General features: G+C 49.1%; 2 tRNA genes, 3 rRNA genes and 1 pseudogene. All 6 read right to left on the reverse strand.

The window, feature by feature from the left end:
* Nucleotides 1-357: 357 nt before the first annotated feature.
* Nucleotides 358-897, reverse strand: a pseudogene (locus C7N83_RS12440) (TMEM165/GDT1 family protein).
* Between the two features lie 122 nt (nt 898-1,019).
* Nucleotides 1,020-1,133: ribosomal RNA gene (rrf, locus tag C7N83_RS12445) — 5S ribosomal RNA — on the reverse strand.
* Nucleotides 1,134-1,255: 122 nt separating this feature from the next.
* Nucleotides 1,256-4,147 (reverse strand): 23S ribosomal RNA (locus C7N83_RS12450).
* Between the two features lie 427 nt (nt 4,148-4,574).
* A tRNA-Ala gene (locus C7N83_RS12455) sits at nt 4,575-4,650 on the reverse strand.
* An 11-nt stretch (nt 4,651-4,661) separates the two neighbouring features.
* Nucleotides 4,662-4,738 (reverse strand) — tRNA-Ile (locus C7N83_RS12460).
* 112 nt (nt 4,739-4,850) lie between these two features.
* Nucleotides 4,851-6,391, reverse strand: a 16S ribosomal RNA gene (locus C7N83_RS12465).
* Together the 16S, 23S and 5S rRNA genes with 2 tRNA genes alongside form the textbook arrangement of a ribosomal RNA operon.
* Nucleotides 6,392-6,821 lie beyond the last annotated feature (430 nt).

Consider the following 6,821-nt stretch of genomic DNA (forward strand, 5'->3'; position numbering starts at 1 on the left):
CAAGTATTTGGTTGGGTTTGATGAAAAGAGCGCTGTCGGTGTGCTTGGCCATCATGATTTGGGCTTGTTGGTGGAATGAAGCTGCTCATGGAAAATTCCGCTAAATTCTTTCAAGCTGGATTTAGAGTTTTAGGTTTGTTGCAACACAAATTAAGCGTAAATAGAAGGCCATACTATAGCTTTAAAATGGCGTCATGACAGCGTTCGCCATATCACACATCAACTCCGATGGGCTTTTCCTATACCCGCTTAACCCAACCTTGCTTTTTTTGATGGCTTATACTCACTGCGAGTGCCACATAAGTTTTACGCATGGTCTTAGCAACAAATTGTTGCGCCAGCTCTGAAGCTGCCTGCTCATTCAATGTCAATTAATACACAAAATAAAATACACGCGGATACTCGAACCACTTTGGCCGGAATCTTTTTTATCAATATCCGCCCTAAATACACCACCGGCATATTGGCCAACATTAAGCCCAGCACGCTGCCGTATATTACACAAAGCATCTCTTGGTACTTAGCCACCAGCAAAACAGTCGCAATTTGGGTTTTGTCACCAACTTCTGCCATGAAAAACAAAAGTACTGTTGCACCAAATGCGCCATACTACAGCCATCGGCTATCCGGATTTTCATCTTTATCCGGAAGTAGCAGCCACAACCCCACCGCAATAAAGCTCAACCCCACAATCCATTTCATCCCCACAATCCATTTCATCAATTCAGGCGAAATATACTGCACTAGCCATATGCCAATTACAGCAGACAATGTGTGATTCAATAGCGTTGCAACAAAAATACCGAAAACAATGGTATTCTTTTGAGAAAATCTAGTTACGAGAAATAATGCAAGAAGTTGGGTTTCATCACCGATTTCAGCAATCATCACACCCAATGTCGAATAAAAAAGCTTCTTACATGTTGGTTTGTTCCTTCCTCAGGGTTTTATATTCCTCAATAAATGCCCCCAAGACGCAAAGAAGCCTCCGGCAAATCGCCGGAGGCTTCAGAATGGGTGTTTGGCAGTGACCTACTTTCACATGGAAGAACCACACTATCATCGGCGCTGAGTCGTTTCACGGTCCTGTTCGGGATGGGAAGGCGTGGGACCAACTCGCTATGGCCGCCAAACTTAAACGGTACAAATCGGAAAGCCTTTATGCGGTTTCCCGCACTTATTTATTCTTTAACCAACTTTATTAGTGATGACTGAATCACCAGTAAGCTTTACCCTTCGAAGTTCTTCAAATGATAGAGTCAAGCCTCACGAGCAATTAGTATCGGTCAGCTTCACGCATTACTGCGCTTCCACACCCGACCTATCAACGTCCTGGTCTCGAACGGCTCTTCAGTGCGGTTAAACCGCAAGGGAAGTCTCATCTTCGGGCGAGTTTCGCGCTTAGATGCTTTCAGCGCTTATCTCTTCCGAACTTAGCTACCCGGCTATGCCACTGGCGTGACAACCGGTACACCAGAGGTTCGTCCACTCCGGTCCTCTCGTACTAGGAGCAGCCCCCGTCAAACTTCCAACGCCCACTGCAGATAGGGACCAAACTGTCTCACGACGTTTTAAACCCAGCTCACGTACCACTTTAAATGGCGAACAGCCATACCCTTGGGACCGACTACAGCCCCAGGATGTGATGAGCCGACATCGAGGTGCCAAACTCCGCCGTCGATATGAACTCTTGGGCGGAATCAGCCTGTTATCCCCGGAGTACCTTTTATCCGTTGAGCGATGGCCCTTCCATTCAGAACCACCGGATCACTATGTCCTGCTTTCGCACCTGCTCGACTTGTCGGTCTCGCAGTCAAGCTACCTTTTGCCATTGCACTATCAGTCCGATTTCCGACCGGACCTAGGTAACCTTCGAACTCCTCCGTTACGCTTTGGGAGGAGACCGCCCCAGTCAAACTGCCTACCATGCACGGTCCCCGACCCGGATTACGGGCCTGGGTTAGAACCTCAAAGTCACCAGGGTGGTATTTCAAGGACGGCTCCACAGAAACTGGCGTCTCTGCTTCCAAGCCTCCCACCTATCCTACACAAGTGACTTCAAAGTCCAATGCAAAGCTACAGTAAAGGTTCACGGGGTCTTTCCGTCTAGCAGCGGGTAGATTGCATCTTCACAACCACTTCAACTTCGCTGAGTCTCAGGAGGAGACAGTGTGGCCATCGTTACGCCATTCGTGCGGGTCGGAACTTACCCGACAAGGAATTTCGCTACCTTAGGACCGTTATAGTTACGGCCGCCGTTTACTGGGGCTTCGATCCGATGCTTGCACATCTTCAATTAACCTTCCAGCACCGGGCAGGCGTCACACCCTATACGTCCACTTTCGTGTTAGCAGAGTGCTGTGTTTTTAATAAACAGTCGCAGCCACCTATTCTCTGCGACCCTCCAATGCTTACAGAGCAAGTCTTTCACATCGAAGGGCATACCTTCTCCCGAAGTTACGGTATCAATTTGCCGAGTTCCTTCTCCTGAGTTCTCTCAAGCGCCTTAGAATTCTCATCCTGCCCACCTGTGTCGGTTTGCGGTACGGTTCTGATTTAGCTGAAGCTTAGTGGCTTTTCCTGGAAGCGTGGTATCTGTCACTTCATGTCCGTAGACACTCGTTATCGCTTCTCGGTGTTATGAAAGTCCGGATTTGCCTAAACTTTCCACCTACCGGCTTGAACGGCCTATTCCAACAGGCCGCTGACATAACCTTCTCCGTCCCCACATCGCACTAAATCAAAGTACGGGAATATTAACCCGTTTCCCATCGACTACGCATTTCTGCCTCGCCTTAGGGGCCGACTCACCCTACGCCGATGAACGTTGCGTAGGAAACCTTGGGCTTTCGGCGAGCGGGCTTTTCACCCGCTTTATCGCTACTCATGTCAACATTCGCACTTCTGATACCTCCAGCACACTTCCCAATGTACCTTCTTCGGCCTACAGAACGCTCCCCTACCATACGTGTAAACACGTATCCGCAGCTTCGGTTATAGATTTGAGCCCCGTTACATCTTCCGCGCAGGACGACTCGACCAGTGAGCTATTACGCTTTCTTTAAATGATGGCTGCTTCTAAGCCAACATCCTGGCTGTCTGGGCCTTCCCACTTCGTTTACCACTTAATCTATCATTTGGGACCTTAGCTGGCGGTCTGGGTTGTTTCCCTCTTGACAACGGACGTTAGCACCCGCTGTCTGTCTCCCGAGGAGCAACTTGATGGTATTCTTAGTTTGCCATGGGTTGGTAAGTTGCAATAACCCCCTAGCCATAACAGTGCTTTACCCCCATCAGTCTCTTACTCGAGGCACTACCTAAATAGTTTTCGGGGAGAACCAGCTATCTCCGAGTTTGTTTAGCCTTTCACCCCTATCCACAGCTCATCCCCGCATTTTGCAACATGCGTGGGTTCGGACCTCCAGTGCGTGTTACCGCACCTTCATCCTGGCCATGGATAGATCACTCGGTTTCGGGTCTACGCCCAGCAACTAGTCGCCCTATTAAGACTCGGTTTCCCTACGCCTCCCCTATCCGGTTAAGCTCGCTACTGAACGTAAGTCGTTGACCCATTATACAAAAGGTACGCAGTCACCCCATATAAGAGGCTCCCACTGTTTGTATGCATCAGGTTTCAGGTTCTGTTTCACTCCCCTCCCGGGGTTCTTTTCGCCTTTCCCTCACGGTACTGGTTCACTATCGGTCGATGATGAGTATTTAGCCTTGGAGGATGGTCCCCCCATATTCAGACAGGATTTCACGTGTCCCGCCCTACTTATCGTACGCTTAGTACCATTGATCAGATTTCGAATACGGGACTGTCACCCACTATGGTCAAGCTTCCCAGCTTGTTCTTCTATCTCAACAACTATTACGTACAGGCTCTTCCGCGTTCGCTCGCCACTACTTGCGGAATCTCGGTTGATTTCTTTTCCTCCGGGTACTTAGATGGTTCAGTTCTCCGGGTTCGCTTCTCCAAACCTATGGATTCGGTTTGGGATACTGCACAGTATGCAGTGGGTTTCCCCATTCGGACATCGCGGGATCAATGCTTTATGCCAGCTCCCCCACGCTTTTCGCAGGCTTACACGTCCTTCGTCGCCTATCATCGCCAAGGCATCCACCTGATGCACTTATTCACTTGACCCTATCATTTCAACAACCTCTTTGACTTAATTCTCACTACCGTTGACAAGTAGTGGAACTAGATGTTCTTACTTTGATAAAGCTTACTGCTTTGTTGTGTCCTAACCCTGCCTTTTGTGTTTCAGGGTTAAGTCGATACAATCATCACCCAAATACTTTGGTTTACTTCTTGGCAGCAATTAACTATTTATAAATAGCTAATTGTCACAGTAAACCAACATTGTCTTTGTTTGTTGATTCGGCTTTCCAATTTGTTAAAGATCGATGCTTTTCAATATTACTATTGTCTTCGCAAATCAAAATGAGCTGGCTATTATTTCAGCCTTCTTTTTTAAGTCAAAATTTTTCGCCGGCCTAACAAAAAACCAACGCAACGCTGCTGCACACTCTTTTTTGACTCCTGACAACTGACTTTGATTTGGGAAGTGTGGTGGAGGCAAACGGGATCGAACCGATGACCCCCTGCTTGCAAAGCAGGTGCTCTACCAACTGAGCTATGCCCCCAGTATGAGTTATGGTGGGTCCGGGAGGACTTGAACCTCCGACCCCACGCTTATCAAGCGTGTGCTCTAACCAGCTGAGCTACAAACCCAAGGTCGTTATTTTCGAGAATCCAACTTACTTCCGCCCTCTCCAATATCTTTTGCATCTTCAATACAGTTTACCGATAAGTGTGAATGCGGAAAGCCTCTTCTTTTCTCTAGAAAGGAGGTGATCCAGCCGCAGGTTCCCCTACGGCTACCTTGTTACGACTTCACCCCAGTCATGAAGCATACCGTGGTAAACGGGCTCCTTACGGTTACCCTATCTACTTCTGGTATCCCCCACTCCCATGGTGTGACGGGCGGTGTGTACAAGACCCGGGAACGTATTCACCGCAGTATGCTGACCTGCGATTACTAGCGATTCCGACTTCATGCACTCGAGTTGCAGAGTGCAATCCGGACTACGATCGGTTTTGTGAGATTGGCTCCGCCTCGCGGCTTGGCTACCCTCTGTACCGACCATTGTATGACGTGTGAAGCCCTGGTCATAAGGGCCATGAGGACTTGACGTCATCCCCACCTTCCTCCGGCTTGTCACCGGCAGTCTCATTAGAGTGCCCAACTGAATGATGGCAACTAATGACAAGGGTTGCGCTCGTTGCGGGACTTAACCCAACATCTCACGACACGAGCTGACGACAGCCATGCAGCACCTGTGTTACGGCTCCCGAAGGCACCCCTCCGTCTCCGGAAGGTTCCGTACATGTCAAGACCAGGTAAGGTTCTTCGCGTTGCATCGAATTAATCCACATCATCCACCGCTTGTGCGGGTCCCCGTCAATTCCTTTGAGTTTTAATCTTGCGACCGTACTCCCCAGGCGGTCAATTTCACGCGTTAGCTACGCTACTAAGCAATCAAGTTGCCCAACAGCCAATTGACATCGTTTAGGGCGTGGACTACCAGGGTATCTAATCCTGTTTGCTACCCACGCTTTCGAGCATGAACGTCAGTGTTATCCCAGGGGGCTGCCTTCGCCATCGGTATTCCTCCACATCTCTACGCATTTCACTGCTACACGTGGAATTCTACCCCCCTCTGACACACTCCAGCCACCCAGTTCAAAACGCCGTTCCCGGGTTGAGCCCGGGGCTTTCACATCTTGCTTAAGTAACCGTCTGCGCTCGCTTTACGCCCAGTAATTCCGATTAACGCTCGCACCCTACGTATTACCGCGGCTGCTGGCACGTAGTTAGCCGGTGCTTATTCTTCAGGTACCGTCATCACAAAATGTTATTCGCATCTTGCTTTTCTTCCCTGACAAAAGTCCTTTACAACCCGAAGGCCTTCTTCAGACACGCGGCATGGCTGGATCAGGCTTGCGCCCATTGTCCAAAATTCCCCACTGCTGCCTCCCGTAGGAGTCTGGGCCGTGTCTCAGTCCCAGTGTGGCGGATCATCCTCTCAGACCCGCTACTGATCGTCGCCTTGGTAGGCCTTTACCCCACCAACCAGCTAATCAGATATCGGCCGCTCAAATAGCGCCAGGCCCGAAGGTCCCCGGCTTTCCTCCTCAGAGAATATGCGGTATTAGCTCATCTTTCGATCAGTTATCCCCCTCTACTCGGTACGTTCCGATATGTTACTCACCCGTTCGCCACTCGCCACCCAAGAAGCAAGCTTCCCTGTGCTGCCGTCCGACTTGCATGTGTAAAGCATGCCGCCAGCGTTCAATCTGAGCCAGGATCAAACTCTTATGTTCAATCTCTAACTTTTTTAACTTCTGGTCTGCTTCAAAGAAACCGACAAATATATAGATAATCTACAGCTTGTCTGTTTTTGTCGCAGTGTGAGGCTTGCCGCACTCACACTTATCGGTAATCTGTTTGTTAAAGAGCAGAAAACGAATTATACAGCACTTAAACAGCCTGTCAACCCTTTTTCGAAAATCCATCGAAAAACCAAATCAACCGTGCTATAATTATCAGTTCGTCTCTTCACCGCCTCAGCAGCGAAAAACCGAACTATACCCCTCCCCACAACAATCCGTCAACCCCTAAAAACCACCACCCCCGGATACAATACATCAAACCGCTGTTTTACAAACTAATTTTAATAACAGCAAATTCGCAGAAAATTTCCAAAACCGGTCACAACAGCCCCTCCCCCCCAATACAAAAAACCTTCTGAAA

Source organism: Neisseria iguanae, from assembly GCF_003013245.1.
Taxonomy (GTDB): Bacteria; Pseudomonadota; Gammaproteobacteria; order Burkholderiales; family Neisseriaceae; genus Neisseria; species Neisseria iguanae.